The organism is Streptomyces sp. NPDC055962 (genome assembly GCF_042270185.1).
In the GTDB taxonomy this organism is placed as follows: domain Bacteria; phylum Actinomycetota; class Actinomycetes; order Streptomycetales; family Streptomycetaceae; genus Streptomyces.
In genome coordinates this window covers 129,000-145,831 of record NZ_JBHJYN010000014.1, presented here as the reverse complement: position 1 = coordinate 145,831, position 16,832 = coordinate 129,000, and the positions used below count along the sequence as shown (strand labels likewise).

14 protein-coding genes and 1 pseudogene are annotated in these 16,832 nt (G+C 69.5%); 6 read left to right on the top strand and 9 right to left on the bottom strand.

What is annotated here, in order from left to right; translation table 11 throughout:
- Positions 1-2: 2 nt before the first annotated feature.
- The 8 genes from ACFC51_RS30605 to ACFC51_RS30570 form a co-directional block, all read right to left on the bottom strand.
- Positions 3-752, bottom strand: coding sequence for a sulfite exporter TauE/SafE family protein (locus tag ACFC51_RS30605; RefSeq protein ID WP_376531933.1), 750 nt, complete (start codon positions 750-752; stop codon positions 3-5).
- Entirely contained in the window at positions 749-1,111 is a 363-nt protein-coding gene (locus ACFC51_RS30600; protein ID WP_376531932.1) for a rhodanese-like domain-containing protein, read from the bottom strand. Before ACFC51_RS30600 ends, ACFC51_RS30605 begins: the two co-directional genes overlap by 4 nt.
- Positions 1,112-1,180: 69 nt before the next feature.
- Complete coding sequence (locus ACFC51_RS30595; protein ID WP_376531930.1) at positions 1,181-2,554, bottom strand: rhodanese-like domain-containing protein; 1,374 nt, start codon at positions 2,552-2,554, stop codon at positions 1,181-1,183.
- A 906-nt stretch (positions 2,555-3,460) separates the two neighbouring features.
- Positions 3,461-3,925 carry a hypothetical protein gene (locus ACFC51_RS30590; RefSeq protein WP_376376755.1) on the bottom strand — a complete coding sequence of 155 codons (465 nt, stop codon included), beginning with the start codon at positions 3,923-3,925 and terminating at the stop codon, positions 3,461-3,463.
- Between the two features lie 157 nt (positions 3,926-4,082).
- The gene (locus ACFC51_RS30585; RefSeq protein ID WP_376376753.1) at positions 4,083-4,436 is read right to left on the bottom strand and encodes an STAS domain-containing protein; all 354 of its coding nucleotides are present in this window, start codon (positions 4,434-4,436) and stop codon (positions 4,083-4,085) included.
- Positions 4,433-5,518, bottom strand: a complete 1,086-nt coding sequence (locus tag ACFC51_RS30580) for a B12-binding domain-containing protein (RefSeq protein WP_376376751.1) — start codon at positions 5,516-5,518, stop codon at positions 4,433-4,435. Before ACFC51_RS30580 ends, ACFC51_RS30585 begins: the two co-directional genes overlap by 4 nt.
- On the bottom strand, positions 5,515-7,182 hold the full coding sequence (locus ACFC51_RS30575; RefSeq protein ID WP_376376749.1) for a PP2C family protein-serine/threonine phosphatase: 1,668 nt from the start codon (positions 7,180-7,182) through the stop codon (positions 5,515-5,517). The genes ACFC51_RS30580 and ACFC51_RS30575 overlap by 4 nt, the downstream gene beginning before the upstream one ends.
- Positions 7,183-7,363: 181 nt before the next feature.
- A complete protein-coding gene (locus ACFC51_RS30570) occupies positions 7,364-8,563 on the bottom strand; it encodes a PP2C family protein-serine/threonine phosphatase (RefSeq protein ID WP_376376747.1) in 1,200 nt (399 codons plus the stop codon).
- Between the two features lie 97 nt (positions 8,564-8,660).
- On the opposite strand from ACFC51_RS30570, the gene ACFC51_RS30565 reads away from it, so the two are divergent.
- Positions 8,661-9,149 carry a MarR family winged helix-turn-helix transcriptional regulator gene (locus ACFC51_RS30565; protein ID WP_376376745.1) on the top strand — a complete coding sequence of 163 codons (489 nt, stop codon included), beginning with the start codon at positions 8,661-8,663 and terminating at the stop codon, positions 9,147-9,149.
- A gap of 307 nt (positions 9,150-9,456) precedes the next feature.
- Here the strand turns inward: ACFC51_RS30565 and ACFC51_RS30560 are convergent, their stop codons facing one another.
- Positions 9,457-10,449 carry a LacI family DNA-binding transcriptional regulator gene (locus tag ACFC51_RS30560; RefSeq protein WP_376376743.1) on the bottom strand — a complete coding sequence of 331 codons (993 nt, stop codon included), beginning with the start codon at positions 10,447-10,449 and terminating at the stop codon, positions 9,457-9,459.
- A gap of 333 nt (positions 10,450-10,782) precedes the next feature.
- On the opposite strand from ACFC51_RS30560, the gene ACFC51_RS30555 reads away from it, so the two are divergent.
- The 5 genes and pseudogenes from ACFC51_RS30555 (at position 10,783) to ACFC51_RS30535 (ending at position 16,790) form a co-directional block, all read left to right on the top strand.
- Entirely contained in the window at positions 10,783-12,501 is a 1,719-nt protein-coding gene (locus ACFC51_RS30555) for a discoidin domain-containing protein (protein WP_376531928.1), read from the top strand.
- 175 nt (positions 12,502-12,676) lie between these two features.
- Positions 12,677-14,047 (top strand): DUF1996 domain-containing protein, encoded by a 1,371-nt coding sequence (locus tag ACFC51_RS30550; protein WP_376531926.1) that lies wholly within the window; start codon positions 12,677-12,679, stop codon positions 14,045-14,047.
- A 76-nt stretch (positions 14,048-14,123) separates the two neighbouring features.
- Positions 14,124-14,240: pseudogene (locus ACFC51_RS30545) on the top strand (HNH endonuclease); the annotation flags it as partial.
- Between the two features lie 767 nt (positions 14,241-15,007).
- Positions 15,008-15,493, top strand: a complete 486-nt coding sequence (locus tag ACFC51_RS30540) for a hypothetical protein (protein ID WP_376531924.1) — start codon at positions 15,008-15,010, stop codon at positions 15,491-15,493.
- 358 nt (positions 15,494-15,851) lie between these two features.
- Complete coding sequence (locus ACFC51_RS30535; protein WP_376531922.1) at positions 15,852-16,790, top strand: DUF3048 domain-containing protein; 939 nt, start codon at positions 15,852-15,854, stop codon at positions 16,788-16,790.
- Positions 16,791-16,832: the final 42 nt, after the last annotated feature.

Genomic DNA, 16,832 nt, shown 5'->3' with positions numbered 1-16,832 from the left:
GGTCACAGCAGGGCTCCTGTGGCCATCACCGCGGCGACCGTCAGCAGCAGGGTGCCGAAGAGCCCTTGCAGCACGGCGGGCCTGACCTTCGTGGACAAGCGTTTGCCGTCCCAGGCTCCCAGGACGGCTGTCGCGATGAACGGCATGATCAGAGCCCAGTCGAGCGTGACGTCGGTGGATGCACGGGCCGCGAGAGCGACCAGGGCGTTGGCGATGATGACGAGCAGGCTGGTGCCGACGGCTGCGCCCATGGGCACGGCGAGTGCCGCCACCAGGGCAGGGACGGCGAGGAATCCGCCGCCGACCCCGAGGAATCCGGTCACGGCGCCCATGGCGGCACCCGCCCCTGCCGCGCGGGACCCTGAGGCGGTTACCGCCACGCTGTCGGGCGGTGTCCGCCGCCGCAGCATGCGCAGCCCGGCGAGCGCCGAGAGGGCAGCGAAGGCCAGGGTCAGGACGGTGGCGGGAAGCTGTGCGGACAGCAGGCCGGCCGCTGCGGCGGGCAGCAGTCCGGCTGCTGCGAACAGCAGGCCGGCCCGCCAGCGCACCGCGCCGGCCCTGGCGTGGGCCACCAGGGCGGTGAGCGAGGTGGCGATCACGATGATCAGGCTGGCGGTGGTGGCCTCGGCCGGGCTGAATCCGAGCAGGTGGATCAGGGCGGGGACGGCCAGGATGCTGCCGCCCGCCCCGAGCGAGCCCAGGGCGAGGCCGACCAGCGCCCCCGCGAGCAGGGCGAGAGCGAACGCGGTCATATGACGGTGCCTGCCGCTCCGACCGGGTCCTGCACGGGCAGACCCTCCGCGGCCCGGGCGCGCATGCCGCCGGTGACGTCGAGCGCCGTCAGACCGCGCTCGGCGGGCAGTCGGGCGGCCACGCGGGAGCGGTGTCCCGAGCGGTAGATGAGCACAAGGCGACGGCCGTCCTCGCGGCCGGGCATCGTTCCTGAGCCTTCGGCCGGCCGCGACAGCGGGATGAGGACGGCCCCGGGAGCGTGACCGGCCTGGTACTCGTCTTCCTCGCGGACATCGGCGAGGAGGACGGAGCCGTCCTCGGCGGAGTGGTGGGCCTGTGCCGGTGTGAGGCGGCCGGTGCCACATTCGGGCGTGGACATGATCGTTCCTCTGCTGCCTCTGCCCCGCCGGCCGCCGAGGTGGCCGGCCGACGGGATCAGCTGGTGCGGTCAGTGCTCGGCGGGCGTGACAAGGGCGAGGCCGGCGTCGGAGGCGGCTGCGTAGCCGTCGTCGACGGCGACGACCTCACGTCCGGCAGCGTCCAGGACGGAGGCGGCGATCGCCGCCCGCATACCGCCCGCGCAGTGCACCCATACGGTCCCGGCGGGCACCTCGCACAGGCGCTGGTGGATCTGGTGGACGGGGATGTGCGCGCTGCCGTCGATCCAGCCCGCTGCGCGCTCGCCGTCGCGGCGCACGTCCAGCACCACCAGGTCCTCGCCCCGTGCCTGCGCGGCGGCCAGGTCGGCGAACGTGGCCCGCGGGAACGACGCGAGCGGCGCTCCCTCACCGGCCCAGTCGGCCGGGGATCCCACGGCCGCAGCGGCGGGGCGGTCGATTCCCACCCGGGCGAGCTCACGCTGGGCACGCGCGATGTCCTCGGCGCTCTCCGCGAGCAGGGTGACCGGCTTCCCCCAGGGCATCATCCACGCCAGGTAGATGGCCAGCCGGCCCTCGACCTCGAAGTTGAGCGAGCCGGCCACATGACCCTGGGAGAACGCCACACGGTTGCGCAGGTCGACGACCCACTCCCCGGCCGCCAGACGCCGTGCTGTCTCTCCGGCGTCCGCACGCTCCGGTGCGGTCAGATCCACCGGCGCGGGACCGGCCGCATTGGCCGGGCCCATGTGTGTGTAGTAGGCGGGAACGTCGTCCAGGCCGGTCAGCAACTCCTGGACGAATGTCTCCACGTTCTGCAGGAGCGCCGGGTTGGTCACCTTCTCCAGCCCGATGGTGCTGTGATCGCCGTCGGCCTGACTGGCGGAGCAGAAGCTGCCGAACCCGTGCGTCGGCATCACCGCCACGTCGTCGGCCAGCTCGGAGGCGAGCCGGTGCGCGGAGGCGTGCTGCGCGCGGGCCAGCTGCCCGGTGAGCCGCGGCTCCACCAGATCAGGACGGCCCACGCTGCCGACCAGCAGCGAGCCGCCGGTGAACGCGGCGACCGCTCGCCCGTCCTCCTCCAGCACGTAGGAGGTGTGGTGCGGGGTGTGGCCGGGGGTGGCGACAGCCCTCAGCGTCAGGCCCCCGTCGATCTGCTCGACATCACCGTCGGCCACCGGGACCCGGGCGTAGGCAACCGACGCGCCGACGGGCACCAGATAGCGGGCGCCGGTCATCCGGGCCAGCTCCAGCCCACCGGTGACGTAGTCGTTGTGCACGTGCGTCTCTGCGACGGCCATGATCCTGACTCCACGCCGGGCCGCTGCGGCGATCACCCGGTCGATGTCCCGCGGCGGGTCCACGACCACCGCCGCCCGGTCCCCTCCGGCCAGATAGCTGCGGTTTCCCAGACCTTCCGTCTCAAGGACGTCGACAAAGAACACGGCTCACACTCTCCTCACGAACAATTACCCCCCGGGGTATTCAATTCCACCGTAACAGATATACCTGGGGGGGTATCTGAGCTGGTGCGCACCTCAGTCGCGAGGTTCTCGCGTCCAGGCGACTGCGCCCGCCTCAGGATTGCGGCGCGACTGGTGCATCCGGTGCAGCTCGTACAGCGATCGCCACCCCGAGGTGATCGACAGCTGGGCCCTCCGGGCGCGATTGCGCGGCGCCGGACGGGGAGACAACGGACGGCGCGGTCCACCCCGGCCACGAGGTCGGGGACGGGAATGCCGTGGTGGACGGACAGCTGGTCGACGTCCGCCCAGGAGGCCGCCGGACGCGAACACGTCGAGCAGCCGAGGGAACGGCCGACTGCCGTTCAGACGTCGACATGCCCGACCGGACACAGATGTCCCGGGGCCCGCCGTTCTCCCCCCCTGCCCGGGTTTCCACGAGTCGGATCGATTCCGGGAGCGGGCGTCCCGTCGATGTGCTGGTTGACCATGTGCACGAGGTGCCGGTGAAGGGGCGGCGGCCGCTGCCCCTCTCCGTGGAGCACGCAGCCGAGGCGATACAGGTCGGAGCAGAGTGGAGAGTGCCGTCGAGCGCTTCGGGCGCCATGCAGGCCAGGTGCCGATCAGGACACCCGGTGGTGGCCCCGTCGCACGCGTCACGGTCCAGGGGTTGTTGATCCAGATCCGCTCTTCCTCCCAGCCGTGGAAGTCGAGCGCGAGGCCGTCGAAGGCCTCGCAGCATTCGGAGGCCCACCAGTGCTCTTCGCTCCGGCCTGCGCATCCGCCATCACGAAGGGCGGCCACGGACGGCACTCGCACCGGCAGGCCTTCACGGGGTAACTCCCCCATGACATCGCAGTCATCACCGAGTGTCCGTGGCCAGCGATGTCAGGTCAGGCTACGGCGGGCAGTGGCGAGATACTCGGCTTTGAACGGCTCCAGACGTTCGGCCAGGCTCTCTTCGCCACGCTCCTGCCAGACTGCCTGATTGAGCGCGCGGGCATAGGCGGTCGTCGGTGTGCGCATGCCGGGGGCGCACAGGAGCTCGACGCCCTTTTCGGCTATACGCAGCCCGTCCATCGCCGGCCTGGCCGTCACGTACCAGTCGTCGCCGACCTCCCACTGTGACGGCCGCGCATGTGCCACCCCCTCAGCCTCCAGCGCGCACCGGATGAACTCCAGCAAGGTCGCGATCTGTTCGGCACGTCGCTCCTCCGTCAGCGCCGCGGCGCGTCGCCGTTGCTCAGCCAGGTCGGCTGTGCGCTGGGTGGTGCGTTGTGTCAGATACGTCAACGCACCACCCACAGCCACACCGGCCATCGAAATCACGGGAGTCCACACGTCTGCTGCCATGACCGACTACTACCAGCACCTGCCCACCGGCCGCTCCAGATCCTGCGCGCAGCCTCGTCCGTGGTCCTCCGAGGGGGTGCGCCCGTGGTCGTGCGCCCTCGGTCGTGCAGGTCGCTTCGACAATCGGGCCTCTCGCCCTAGTCCAAGGCCAGCACCGTCATTCGGCCTGCTGGGTGGTGTGCGGTTGGGTGAAGAGCTGCTGGAGTCCGGTGATGGCGAGGATGCGATGGAGGAACGGGGGCTGGTTGTCCAGGTGGAGGCGTACGGAGTGCGCGGTGGTCTTGCGATGGATCATCAGGAGGGAGGAGACGCCGACGGAGTCGCAGAAGGTGAGTTCACGGCAGTCGAGGCGCAGCTCGTACAGGCCGCCGGGGTGCTCGGTGAGGCAGCGCGCTGCCCGCTCGACCAGCGCGTCGCCCGTGCTGTGGTCCAGGTCGCCGGCGAGACGGAGGCATGCGCTGCCCCGGCAGGTCTCGACGGTCAGGGTGAACGAGGAGGGATGCGAAGTCATGCGGGCGCTCCGGGGTGCGATCCGGTGGTGGCGGGTGCACGGTCCAGCGCGAAGCGCGCCTGGTCGAGCAGTCGTGTGGTGCGGGGGAAGTCCTTGAGTTCGGTGGCCAGGATGTCCAGGACGGAGTACAGGGACCGGCCGGGGACGTGGCGTGCGGTGAGAATGTCCGCGGTCCAGGTGATGAACGTGGTGAACAGGTCGTCATCGTCGGTGTAGAGGGCGACGGTGAGGAATTCGACGATGTGGGCGATGTCCTCGGCGGTGCGCTCACGCTGGTGGGCGGTGTAGGCCACCATGGCGGGGAAGCGGTTCTCGAGCTGGGTGAGAATCGTTTTGATCAGCTGGGACTGGGTGCGGGCGACGAGCGTGTACTCCTGGTCGGTCAGGTGGGGAAGGTCGTCGGCCTGCTGGTGCCCGCTCGCGAGGTCGGGGGCGGGGATGCCGTCGGCGAGCCGGCGTACCGCGGTGCGCGCGTCGGGGGCCCAGGCGTTGGCACCGAGGAGGCGGGCGTATCGGCCGTCGGGGCCGAAGGCGGCACCGCCTGCAAGTACGGGGACTCCGATGGCCTGACAGGCGGTGATCGCCGCGTGGGCGGTGGGCAGCCGGGTGGGGAGGGAGGAGGAAAGGGCCACCGCGTCCGCACCGCTGTTGTGGAGGTGGGCGATGAGGTGGTGGGTGGGGACATGGGCGCCGAGGAAGTCGACCCGCCAGCCGCGCAGGGTGAGAACCTCGGCCAGCAGGCGGGCCGGCAGGGAGTGCCACTCCTGGTCCACGCAGGCCACGGTGATGTGACCGAGGGTGAGGGGGGTTCTATGGCCGGGGTGGTGGGCGAGCGCAGCGATGACCCGCTCGGTGATGGCACTGGCCGCGTGCTCCTGCGCGACGCTGAGCCGGTTGGCAGCCCATTCGGTGCCCACCTTCGCCTGAACCGGGGCGATGAGATCCAACAGGACCGTCTCCGCGTCCAGGCCGTTGTCGAGAGCGCTGAAGACGACCCCGGCAGCGCGGCCCTCGTCGCGGGACGTGACCGCCTCCCACAGCTGGTCACGCATGCCCAGGGCGTCGGCGGTTCCGGTGTTCATGCGGTGTACCTGCCTCGCGTACGGCCGTTCACGGCGCTGAGGTGGTGGGTGTGGGGTGCGCTGATGGCGATGAGGGCCATGTCGTCGTGGGGGCCGTTGCGCACCCACTGGGAGGCGAGCATCTGGATCCGGTCGACGACGGCTTCGGCCGGCATGTCGGCGCACTCGGACAGGGCCATGCGCAGGCGTTCGTCCCCGAACAGTTCGTCGCCCATGGGGCCGCCGCGGGCTTCGGTGAATCCGTCGGTGTAGAGCAGGCAGGTGTCGCCCGGCCACAGGACGGTCTCCACGGAATGGGCCTCGATCGTGGGAAGGACGCCGACCAGGGAGCCGTACGTGGGAACCTCTTCGATTCTTCCGTCTGCTCGGACCACGAGTGGGCAGGGGTGGCCCGCCGAGGTCAGGCGCAGCCGCACCTGGTTCCCCGCACGTTGCGCCGAGGCCAGTACGAGCGTGGCGAAGCGGGTGTGGTGGGAGTTCAGCAGTGCGCCGTTGAGGAGTCGCAGTACTCGTTCGTGGTCGTCGGCCATCGGCAGCAGTGCCTGCAGGGTGTTGCGGATCTTGCCGGTGAGGACTGCGGCTTCGAGTCCCTTGCCGCACACATCTCCGAGGACCACCAGAGACGCGTCCGTCCCGGTGTCGCCGGGGTGAACGTCGTAGAAGTCGCCCCCGACCTGTTCGGCGGCGCCGGCGGGCCGGTAGCCGCCGGCGATCTCCACTCCCTCCAGGCGTTGCAGGGTCGGCGGAAGCAGGTCGCGCATCAGGGTCTGGGTTATGGCGCTCTGTTCGCTGTAGAGGCGGGCGGCGGACAGCGCCGCGCCGGCCCGGGCGGCGAACAGGCGGGCGAAGACCTCTTCGTTCTCACTGAACTGAGCGCGACCGCTGCAGCGGAGCAGGATCAGCGCTCCTGCCGGAACTCCGTGGCCCGGCAGGGGGGTGACGACGACCGAATCGACCGAATCGGTGAAGTCCTGCGGGAGGGTCCAGGCGGGCAGAGCGGCGGGGTCGATCCAGCGGGACGGTACGGGCGGGAACCCTTGCAGCGCTTCCGCCAGCCCGGGGAGGCCGGACGGGTCGGCGACGAGCAGGGACCGGTCGGCCTCCTGCCCGGCGAGGGCTCGGGCGACGGGCAGTCTGCCGCTCTTCGCGGGGGCGACGACGATGGCGACGTCCGCGAGGTACTCGGCGGCAAGTTGGGCAATCGCGGCCATGCACCTGTCGGTGTTCAACGAGGACAGCAGGACATTGGACGCCTCCGAAAGGAACCTGGTGCGTTCACGCTCCGTGTCGAGCGCCTGTTCCGCGAGTCGCCGGTCGGTGTCGTCGACCAACCACCACACCACACTTCGGTCCGGCGTGGGCGTGGCGTGTGCCTCGAAGCTCTGGGCTCCGATCCGCCCCGACACCGACGTCGGCACGGCGGAATGCCCCTCGGCCCGTTCGGTGGACCCGCTGTGTGCCGCCGTCACGCGCTGGTGGGCGTCGGCCAGCCAGCCCGGAGCCACATCCCGCATGCTCGCCCCGGGCACGGCACCTCCCAGGAGATGACCGGCCACGCCGTTCAGGTCAAGCACGGTGCCGGCCGCGCCCGCCACGATGACGGGGTAGGGGGCCATGCCCCACAGACTGGTCCGGGTAGCGGTGGTTTCCCTGGTTGAGGCCATAAAGAGGGCCCGCCCTGGGCGAACCGCACCAACTTCCCCTGCTCGACGAAAAATTATTTGCCGCACGGCAAATATCCTCCAGAGCGGCCTCCGATAGCAACCCGCCCCCGCGTACCGTGCGCCCGGCAGCGTGTGCTGCACGCAAGGCACACGTCGCGGGGCCGGAACCTTCACAGATCGATCACAGGCGGATGCGCTCCTGTTCGACGGCAGGGCGTCCGTGCCAGTCCAGGCACATCACCAGGGAGTCGTCGGCGGCAGGGCCGGAGCCGCGGTGTCCGAGGAGCTCCTGCAGCATCGCCCGGGGCACCTGGGAGGCCGGGAGCAGCCGTGTGCTGGTGATCGACTTGGCCAGGGCGCGCAGACTGTACTTCTCCCCGCCGGGTGACAGGGCATCGTAGACGCCGTCGCTGATGAAGAACAGTCGATCGCCGGGTTCGACGGCGAAGGGCTGGGGGACGTAGGCCGTGTCCTCGAACATCCCCAGAGGATTCTGAGCCTCCAGTTCGATCATCTCGACCGTGCCCGCACGCAGCCGCCAGATCCGCGGCGAGCCGGCGTCGATGATCTCCACCGCTCCGGTGGGGAGGTGGAATCGGAGCAGCAGTGTCGCAAGGTACTTGGCGCCCCCGTGCTGCCCGTGGACGGCCTGGTCGGCGAGGTAGGCCTGGTCGCTCAGACTCAGTCCGGCGCGGCGGGCGTTGCGCAGGGCGTTGACGGCGAGGTTGGTCAGCAGTGCGGCGTCGATCCCCTCGCCCATGCCGTTGCTCACGGTCAGGTACAGGTCGTCGGCCGAGGCGGACCAGTCGAAGCTGTCACCGAAGATGGCATAGGCGGGCTCCAGCTGGGCTCCGAGGCTGTACTCGGGGCGGGCGCACGAGCGTCCGGGCAGCAGTTGCCACTGCATCTCGGCGGCCAGGGTCAGGCGCTCGGCCCGGCGGGCCTGGAGGAACACGTCGGTGTCGCGTTCCGCCACGACCACTTCATGCGCCAGCGCGTCCGCGCACAACTGGAGTTCCGCCACCACGTCGGTCTCCACCTTGTCCCCGGTTCGCGGCACGGTGACGCTCAGCACGCCGAGGCGGTCCCCCCGGACGCTGACCGGAAGGTGCACCGCTACCGTGGATGCAGGGGCGTCGTACACGCAGTGCGGCTCCTGGGCGCCGAACGCGCGGCCCGCGGCGCTCTCATGGACCGGCAACGGCCTCAGGGTGTGAGGCAGCACTCCGACCGGCTGCAGCCTGGTCATGGCGTAGTCGGCCATCAGCAGTTCCACCGCCCGGGCACGGAAACGGTCCTCGATCAGGGAACGAAGCACGTCGAAGATCTCGTGGGGCGCGGCCTCGCGCAGGGCGCGCTCAACCGCGCTGGGTCTGTCCACCGGTACCGGTCTCTCTTTCCTTCACATATCTTCATCTATGCGACTGCTCATATCGACCAGCCGGAACAGGCACAAACGGCCCACTCGGGAGTGTCACATGCGCGAGGCCCGCGCCTCTCACGACCAGCACACCTCCCGAGCCGTACCCGATATCAGCGAGGTGCTGGAGCACCTCGAACTGGCGTGGGAACACCACCGCGGCATGCTCAGCACCGCGCCGCTCTCCTCGGCCCAGACTCGTGTGATGTACATCATCGAACGCGAACCCGGCATCAATCTGAGCGCGCTCGGCCGTCACCTCTCCGCAGCCGCGCCGTCCGTCACTCGCCTGTGTGACCGCCTCCAGGCCGCCGGTTTCCTCCGCCGCATCCCCCACACCGAGGACCGGCGGGCCACGCAACTGGAAATCACGGAAGCTGGCAGGACCCACCTCCACGGCATCCGGGCCCGCCGGGAACAGGTCCTGCGCCAGGCAGTGGACCGTATGAGTCCCGACGCCCAGCACGCCCTCGCCACCGGCCTCAGCGCTCTGTGCGGCGCCGTAGGCGAACCCCTGCAACAATCCGAGCACCGCGAATCGGCCTGAGTCGCACCCCCTCGGACTGAGCCCGGCACCAGCGTCACCGACACGCCCGTCTTCACCGGCGTGCGAGGACCCCGGCTCGCCGGACGCGCCGCCCCCGTCGGCCGAGGACCGCTTCCTGCCCGCCACGGCACCCGTTCCCCGACGTCGACACCGACATGGAGGACGACCTCGACAGCAATCGTCACGACCACCTCGCCGAACCCACCACCACCCGACCGTGACCGGGCGGACGAGCAACTCCGGCGTGCGAGTGGAGTGCTGTCGGCGCCAGCACTCCACTCGCACCGTGAAGCAGACTGCTGAGCGATCAGGTCGACTCGCGCACGACGAGCTCGTTCGGCATGATCACCGGTCCGGTGGGGCCTCCGTCGATCAGGCCGAGGAGCAGGTGGACGGCGGCGGTCGCCTGGTCAGCCATCGGGCTGCGCACCGAGGTGAGCGCGGGACTGGTGTAGGACGCGGCTTCTATGTCGTCGAAGCCGATGACCGCCACGTCTTCGGGGACGCGTCGGCCCGCCTGATGGAGGGTGCGCAGGGCTCCGATGGCCATCAGGTCGTTGGCTGCGAACACCGCGTCGAGGTCGGGATCGTCGTCCAGGAGCTGTCGCATGGCTTCGGCGCCGGAGGCTCTGGTGAAGTCGCCGAGGGCCACGATGGAACGACGGCCGGTGTCACGCAGCGTCCGACGGTACCCATCGAGGCGCTCACGCGCCTCGTACAGTTCGAGCGGCCCGGTGATGGTGGCGATCCGACGCCGACCACGTGCCAGGAGATGACGCACGGCCAGAGCCGCTCCGCCGGCGTTGTCCAGCGCGACATACGGGACGTCCTGTGCGGAGGTGCGGTTGAAGGACACGACGGGCAGGCCCTGCCGCGCCAGTGCGGCCGGCAGCGGATCCGTACCGTGCAAGGCGACCAGGAGCACACCGTCCACATGGCCGCCCGCGATGTACTGCACGACTCTGGTCCGGCTCCGGTCCGATTCCGCGAGCATGAGCACCAGCCGTTTGCCCGCCGTCTCGAGCTCTCTGCTGACGGCGCGGACCACGGCGGAGAAGAGGGGGTCGTCGGAGACGACTCCTTGAGGCGGGTCGGACACCACCACAGCGACGGTGTCCGTGCGGCGGGTGACGAGGTTGCGTGCCGCACCGTTGGGCACGTAGCCCAACTCGTTCACGGCGCGCATGACAACGTCTCGGATCCGCGGGGCCACTGTCGTCTCGCCGTTGATGACCCGGGAGACACTCGATTTGGACACGCCTGCTCGAGCAGCCACCACATCGAGAGTGGGGCGTTTCATACCTGTCCGTCCCCTGTGCCGCCGCCCGGATCCGTGCGCAAGGCGGGTTTTCTCATCAGGGCAACCTCCGGCTCGTCGTCATGGCGATGCGAGCAGCGTATCCGCAGGCCGGGGCGACATGAGCATGCCCGGAAAGGCGCCTCCTCCCGCGCCACCGCCGCTTGTTCCGGCGTGCCCCGTGAGCCACGAGAGACCGCTCCCTTCATGTGTCGTAGGTGTTTCGTCACTGTTTTTTTCGAGGTGAAGGAGCTCTTGACAGCCTTGACCAGCCCCTCCATCCTCCCTCTCAGGGAGCGCTCCCTGACCTCCCCTCCCCCACACGAGGAGTCGCCCATGCAAGCGCCGCTGCGTCGCTTCAGCTTATTTTTGGCCCTCGCGGCCGCACTGCTCGCTCTCGTCTCTCTGCCTGTCCCTGACGCGCAGGCAGCGGAGGTACTGCTCTCTCAGGGAAAGCCCGCCACCTCCTCGAGTACCGAGGGAAACTTCAGCGCTCGTAGCGCCGTCGACGGCGACCCCGGGACGCGCTGGTCCAGCGCCTTCGCCGACCCGCAGTGGATTCAGATCGATCTCGGTGCGAGTGCCGGGATCAGTCGAGTCGTTCTCAACTGGGAAGCCGCTTACGGCACGGCGTTCAGGATCGAGGCATCGAGCGACGCGGAGAGGTGGACCGTCCTCCACCAGACGGCCGCGGGCACGGGCGGCACCCAGAACCTGACCGTTTCCGGTACCGGCCGCTATGTGCGCATGTACGGGACGCAGCGCGCCACCTCCTACGGCTACTCGCTGTGGGAGTTCCAGGTGTACGGCACCGGTGGCGCTCCCGGCGGTGACGCCTCCAGACTGCTCTCCTACGGCAGGCCGGGCGCGGCTTCCTCTTCCCAGAGTGACCAGAACTGCTGGGAGTGCACGCCGGCCAGGGCTTTCGACCGGGATCCGGCCTCCCGCTGGGCCACAAGCTCCACCACGGGATGGACCGATCCAGGCTGGATCTCCATCGACCTCGGGGCCACGGCACAGATCGACAAGGTAGTCCTGCAGTGGGATCCCGCCTACGCCAAGTCCTTCCAGATCCAGGTCTCGTCGAACGGAGCCGACTGGACACCGATCTATTCGACGACCTCCGGCACCGGCTTCAAGCAGACACTGGCCGTCTCCGGCACCGGCCGCCATGTGCGCATGTACGGGACGCAGCGCGCCACCCCTTACGGCTACTCGCTGTGGGAGTTCCAGGTGTACGGCACCGGTGGCGCTCCGATCCAGGCTCCGCCTCTGCCCAGTGACCCCGCGAACCCCCCGAGGCTGGTGTGGAGCGACGAGTTCGACGGCGCCGCAGGCGGCAAACCGGACTCCGCGAAGTGGAGGGCCGACCCGGGCACGGGGCCGAACAACGAGCTGGAGAACTACACCGACCACCGCAACGCCGCGCTGGACGGAGCGGGCCACCTGGTCATGGAAGCACGCAAGGAGGTCACGGCCGGCTCGTCGTGCCCGCGTGACCCGCTGAGCGGCAGCACCACGTGTCAGTACACCTCGGCGCGGATGAACACCGGCGCGACCTTCCAGTTCACCTACGGGCGCGTCGAAGCGCGCATCAAGGTGCCCAAGGGCAACGGTCTGTGGCCCGCCTTCTGGATGATGGGCGGCGACTTCCTGACGGGCCGGCCGTGGCCGTACAACGGCGAGGTCGACATCATGGAAATCCTCGGCAAGGACGTGAAGACCGCGTACTCGACCGTCCACGCGCCCGCCTACAACGGCGGGGGTGGAATCGGCGCGCCGTACACACTGCCCGGGAACGCCGACTTCTCCGACGACTTCCACACCTGGGTCGCCGACTGGAACAGCAAGGGCATCACCTACAGCCTGGACGGCAGGACCGTTCTGACCCTCGACAAGGAGCAGGTGGAGCAGACACGCGGCCCGTGGATCTTCGACCACCCCCACTACCTGATCCTCAACCTGGCAGTCGGAGGTGACTGGCCCGGCCCGACGGACGCCAGCACCCCCTTCCCCGCCAAGATGCTCGTCGACCACGTGCGCGTCTACCAGTGATCCCCAGAGCCGCCCGGCGACCGCGAAGGCCCCGGGCGGCAATTGCGCCCACATCCCGTGGGCGGCACTGGACACCCGGCCCCCTGCGGACACACCGCGCTGCCCGTCATCCGCCCTCCCCTCGCTCCGCTTCGGCAAGCAGACCCGTCATCCCTGAGGCCCGTAAGGAAGTGAAATGCGCAGATACTCCGTCCATCTGTACACACTCTTAGCCAGCACGCTGGCGGTCGTACTGGCCGCCGCCCTGAGCCTGACCGTATCCACCCAGCAGGCCCAGGCCGCGACGGTCACCGTCCAGGCCGAGTCCTACGCGGCCCAGTCGGGCGTCGCGTCCGAGGCAACCGGGGACATCGGGGGCGGGCAGAACGTCGCCTACCTCGCCAACGGCGACTGGATGCGCTTCGACAACGTCGATCTCGGCACAGCCGGCCGACTGACAGTGTCCGCCCGGATCGCGTCCGCCGTCGGCTCAGGCACCGTGGAATTCCGCACCGGCAGCCTGACCGGCCCCCTGCTCGCCGTCATATCGGTCTCCCCGACCGGCGGTTGGCAGACCTGGACGACCCAGACCACCGACGTCACCACCCATCCCACCGGTCCGCAGACGGTGTTCACCGTGCTCCGCAGCGCAGACGCGGGTGACTTCGTCAACATCAACTGGTTCTCCTTCGTCGGCGCGGGCGACAGCCCGGCAGCCGGATGGGTCCCCGTGGACCGAGCCAAGTGGGACGCCCAGCTGGCACAGTTCCGTGCGATGACGCCCGCCGCCGTACCTGCCGGCATCGTCCGGGTCCCGGAGTTCAACGCCACCTGCTCCTACAGCCACTCCAAGCCGGACGACCCCATCGTCCTGCCGGGTCTTCCGGGTGCGTCCCACATGCACAGCTTCTTCGGCAACAAGAGCACCGACGCGTTCTCCACACCTCAGTCACTGCTCACCAACACACCCACCAGTTGCACCCCCGCCAACGACCTCTCGGCCTACTGGATCCCGACCCTCTACGAGGGCGACAAGGCCGTCGAAGCCGAAAGCATGATCGTCTACTACGGTTCCCGGCTCATCGACCCCTCGGCGACCGTGCCCTTCCCGCAAGGGTTCCGCATGATCGCGGGCAACGCCAAGACCCAGACACCCACTCCAGCGGGCTCACCGGGCCAGTACTGGTGCGCCGGCCAGGGCGGTGAGATCGGCCGCAGCGCCGACGGCAACTGGCCTCGCTGCGCACCGCAGGCCCACCTCACCCACCAACTTGTCTTCCCCGACTGCTGGGACGGCAAGAACCTCGACAGTCCCGACCACAAGTCGCACGTGACGACCACCTACGACGGCAAGTGCAGCGGCGCCTACCCTGTCGCCATCCCCAACCTCTCCTTCGTCGTCAGCTATCCGACCAGCGGCAGCACGGCGGGATTCCGGCTGGCCTCGGGCATGGCATCGTCCATCCACGGCGACTTCTTCAACGCCTGGGACAACGCCGGTCTCGGGCACCGCGTGAAGGACTGCATCAACCAGAAGGCCAAGTGCAACTCCGCCGGCGGATTCTGATCCTGGCGGCACCGTCGACGAGACGGTGCCGCCCTGCCTGATCGCCGCCCCGGACCTCGTCTTCAACGCACTCGGCCTCGGCGCCGAGCGGTCCCTGGTGGCAGTCACCGCGAAGAGCAACCGGTCCAAGTCCGACAAGGACCCCGCCACGTGGCTGCCACCGGCCGACTCCACCCACTGCGTCCACGGAGCCGGCTGACCCTGTACCAAGGCTCCGCCAGGGCCTGACCGCCGCCGCCGGATCAGCCGCTCTGTCGGCGTGCAACTCTGCTCCTCATCAGTGCCTGACGAAGACGGTGTGCAGTGCACCGCCGAGGGCGGATTCCCCGCCGCGGCGTATGCGGCGCACACGGTCACCCGCAGCGTCGGCACTGAGCCCCACGCGTGCGCCGAGAAACACCGGACGTGCCGGCGCGGGTCTCTGGGAAGAGGACCGGAGGGCTGCACGAAAGCAGCCACGGAGGGGGCGCACCTCGGCTTGGTGCTGACGGCTTCGGCCCTCGGCGTGGTCGGGGCCGCAGGCCACCACACCGAGCCCGGTGTGCACAAGCCGACCGGGCCAGCCGTGTTGCGGCCCGTCGTCCCGGGTGTCGTCGAAGGCTTTGCCTGCTTTGATGAGCGCTCATTCCGTTGCGGCGGATCGTCCGCCTGGCGGCGCGCCAAACCCGCCCGGCCCACGCTCATCGCAACTCCCCTCAGCCGAGCCGTCCTGCGGGAAGGCATCCCGCCCGCAGACCGCGCACCGCCCGCGCCAGAACGGACCCCCACAAGGGCTCTCGACACGGGCCGCCGACGGGAGAACCTCGTGAGCCCTGACACGGTGGCAACCCTCGGCGTGCGTGCATCTGTTCGCCTGCCCGTGGTCTCCGTGATCAGTTGCTGATCGATTGCCGTTGCCGAGAGACGTCACGGTGGGCGCTGTCCCCTGTCGGACTCCGATGCAGCATGGAAGAGGACCTTGTGAAGAACGTTCGCCGTGGGGCTGCCGCCCTCGCCATCGCCTTCGCCGTCGGCACCGGCATCGTGATGCCGACCGGTGCGCAGGCAGCGACCACCTACTGGACCTTTCACAACTTCAGGTTCGGCACGTGTCTGACGGGCGGTGACAGCGGCACAGCCTTCGGCACGGTGTGCAACGGTGCCGACCGCCAGGACTGGGACTGGGTCGGAAGCGGCTCCTGGAAGCAGCTCAAGAACCGCGAAACCGGGCTCTGCCTGATGACCGACAACAAGACCGACGTCAACGCCGTCTGGACGAGCAGCTGCAACAGCTCTGCTGACGGCCAGCGGTGGTACTACACAGCCAACTTGTTCCGGCTGCAGGGCATGCTCGGCGGCGGCAACGAGTCCCTGGTGCGGACGAGTGACGTGAAGGACGCGATCTACGCCACAGATGACGGACAGGTCGCAGAGACGTACTACCAGTGGGACGGCCTTCACAACTGAAGCAGCCGGCGTACGAACCCCGGCCGAGGTCCTGAAGGCCGTCTGCCCGCGCAAGACCGGTTCGGTGTGCTGAGCGTCGTGCAGCACACCGGACACGGGTGGGAGAGCGACCGGGCCTGGACCGCGGCAAGACACTCCGCCCGGACGGGGCATCACGGTATGGTCAGCCACGTCCTGGCGACACGGGCACTCGCCGGGCCGCACCGGACGAGACATCCTCGGACGACTCCAACTGCGGCGACGCCGCGCCTGAGGCGCTCCACCCGGTCCTGTACGTGATGATCGACGCGAGAGTCATCACCGCAGCAGGGATGAGCCGGGGCCGTTCCACCGAACCGGCCCGGAAAGGGCGGCAGCCATGTCCACCTCCGGCACGAAGAGATCGGCCACCGCCGCACTGGCCGTGCTCACGCTCGTCCTCACCGCGGCCTGCGACAGCACGGGCATGGGGGAGACACGTCCCACGAGCGCGTCCACGTCCCGCGCCGACGTCCTCGCGGTGAAGATCGACAATGTGGCCGCGGCCCGTCCTCCGACCGGACTCGAGAAGGCCGACATCGTCTACGTGGAGCAGGTGGAGGCAGGACTCAGCCGCATCCTCGCCGCGTACTCCTCCCAGGTGCCGTCCGTCATCGGCCCCGTACGCAGCGCCCGCGAGACGGATCTGGAGCTCCTCCGACAGTTCGACAAGCCCACGCTCGCGTACTCGGGCGCCCAGTCCGCCCTCCGGCCGTCGATCGACACCGCCCCTCTGGAGGCCCTGCCGCCGTCGAAGGCACCACGTGCCTATTTCCGCAGCGGGGACCGCTCCGCACCGCACAACCTGTACCTGCGTCCAGAGAAGATTCCGCACCCCGCGACCGGGGTGAACGCGGCCGAGGGCCTGGGCCTCCGCTTCGCTGCGGCGCCCCCGGGCGGCACCCCCGCAAGCCGGCGCACGGCGTCCTACCCGTCGGCACGGTTCACCTTCACCTGGTCCGCGGACAAGGACAAGTGGCTGGTGGGCATGGACGGCGCCCCGGCCCGTACGTCCTCCGGCGACCAGCTCGCAGCGGCCACAGTGATCCTGCAGGAAGTGGACGTGCGGGATACACGCTTCCACGACCGAGGAGGAAACACCTCCCCGTTCAGCTCGACAGTGGGGTCCGGCCCGGCAGCCGTCCTGCGCGGAGGCAGGGCGTACGACGTGACGTGGGAACGGAGCACCGCCGGCTCGGCGACCGGCTTCACCACCGACGACGGCAAGGCGATGACGTTCGCGACCGGCCAGATCTGGATCGTGCTCGTCCCGAAGTGACACGAGGCCTGCCGAGACCCCGCCCGCAGGCGCCGGGCGCAG

Bases quoted from the DNA above. Each gene is read 5' to 3' on its own strand.
- ACFC51_RS30605 (WP_376531933.1), bottom strand. From the start codon at position 752: ATGACCGCGTTCGCTCTCGCCCTGCTCGCGGGGGCGCTGGTCGGCCTC.
- ACFC51_RS30600 (WP_376531932.1), bottom strand. From the start codon at position 1,111: ATGTCCACGCCCGAATGTGGCACCGGCCGCCTCACACCGGCACAGGCC.
- ACFC51_RS30590 (WP_376376755.1), bottom strand. From the start codon at position 3,925: ATGGCAGCAGACGTGTGGACTCCCGTGATTTCGATGGCCGGTGTGGCT.
- ACFC51_RS30585 (WP_376376753.1), bottom strand. From the start codon at position 4,436: ATGACTTCGCATCCCTCCTCGTTCACCCTGACCGTCGAGACCTGCCGG.
- ACFC51_RS30580 (WP_376376751.1), bottom strand. From the start codon at position 5,518: ATGAACACCGGAACCGCCGACGCCCTGGGCATGCGTGACCAGCTGTGG.
- ACFC51_RS30575 (WP_376376749.1), bottom strand. From the start codon at position 7,182: ATGGCCTCAACCAGGGAAACCACCGCTACCCGGACCAGTCTGTGGGGC.
- ACFC51_RS30565 (WP_376376745.1), top strand. From the start codon at position 8,661: ATGCGCGAGGCCCGCGCCTCTCACGACCAGCACACCTCCCGAGCCGTA.
- ACFC51_RS30560 (WP_376376743.1), bottom strand. From the start codon at position 10,449: ATGAAACGCCCCACTCTCGATGTGGTGGCTGCTCGAGCAGGCGTGTCC.
- ACFC51_RS30555 (WP_376531928.1), top strand. From the start codon at position 10,783: ATGCAAGCGCCGCTGCGTCGCTTCAGCTTATTTTTGGCCCTCGCGGCC.
- ACFC51_RS30550 (WP_376531926.1), top strand. From the start codon at position 12,677: ATGCGCAGATACTCCGTCCATCTGTACACACTCTTAGCCAGCACGCTG.
- ACFC51_RS30535 (WP_376531922.1), top strand. From the start codon at position 15,852: ATGTCCACCTCCGGCACGAAGAGATCGGCCACCGCCGCACTGGCCGTG.